The following is a 650-nucleotide window of genomic DNA, read 5'->3' as shown; positions in this document are numbered from 1 at the left end:
ACATTCAAAAGCATACAAGCATTAAATCTGGGAATATAAATAAATATAAAAAATCTTTTAAAACTACAGTAATCATAAATAGTTTAACAATTTAAAAAGATTAATCTATAAATAATTCCATAAAAGAGGATTAAGAGATAAAAAGAAAGAATATTAAAAAGATTTTAACAAAGCTCGCAGCAACCTACTTTTCCAGCATCCCAGTAAGGGAGAGTATCATCGGCCATGAAAAGCTTAGCTTCTTGGTTCGAGATGGAGCAAGGCGTTTCCTAATCATGTATAGCCACGAGCAGTGTTAAATAAGATATCATATCAATAGAGATGATATCTTATTTAACACTACTTAGAGTATTAAAGCTAAAAATCACTAAGTTTAATATCTAAAAATATTTTAAAAACCTAAAAGGATTATATTTTATCCTTAACAAGGAAGTGATGCTTATAAGATAAGCAAACGAGCTATTAGTACTGGTCAGCTAAAGGACTCTCATCCATTACACACCCAGCCTATCAAACTAGTAGTCTACTAGAGCTCTTAAAAGAAGATTCATCTTGGAGTTGGCTTCGAGCTTAGATGCTTTCAGCTCTTATCACATCCCAGCTTAGCTACTCAGCGATGCTCTTGGCAGAACAACTGATACACCAGTGGC

Annotated in this window: 2 rRNA genes; both read right to left on the bottom strand. The window is 32.9% G+C overall.

The window, feature by feature from the left end:
* Positions 1 to 171: 171 nt before the first annotated feature.
* Positions 172 to 291, bottom strand: a 5S ribosomal RNA gene (gene rrf / locus CCAL9328_RS10670).
* A 151-nt stretch (positions 292 to 442) separates the two neighbouring features.
* Positions 443 to 650 (bottom strand): 23S ribosomal RNA (locus CCAL9328_RS10665); the annotation flags it as partial.

The sequence above is a fragment of the Campylobacter sp. RM9328 genome (genome assembly GCF_012978615.1).
The sequence above is the reverse complement of the archived record's forward strand: the minus strand, read 5'-3'. Positions and strand labels throughout refer to the sequence as shown.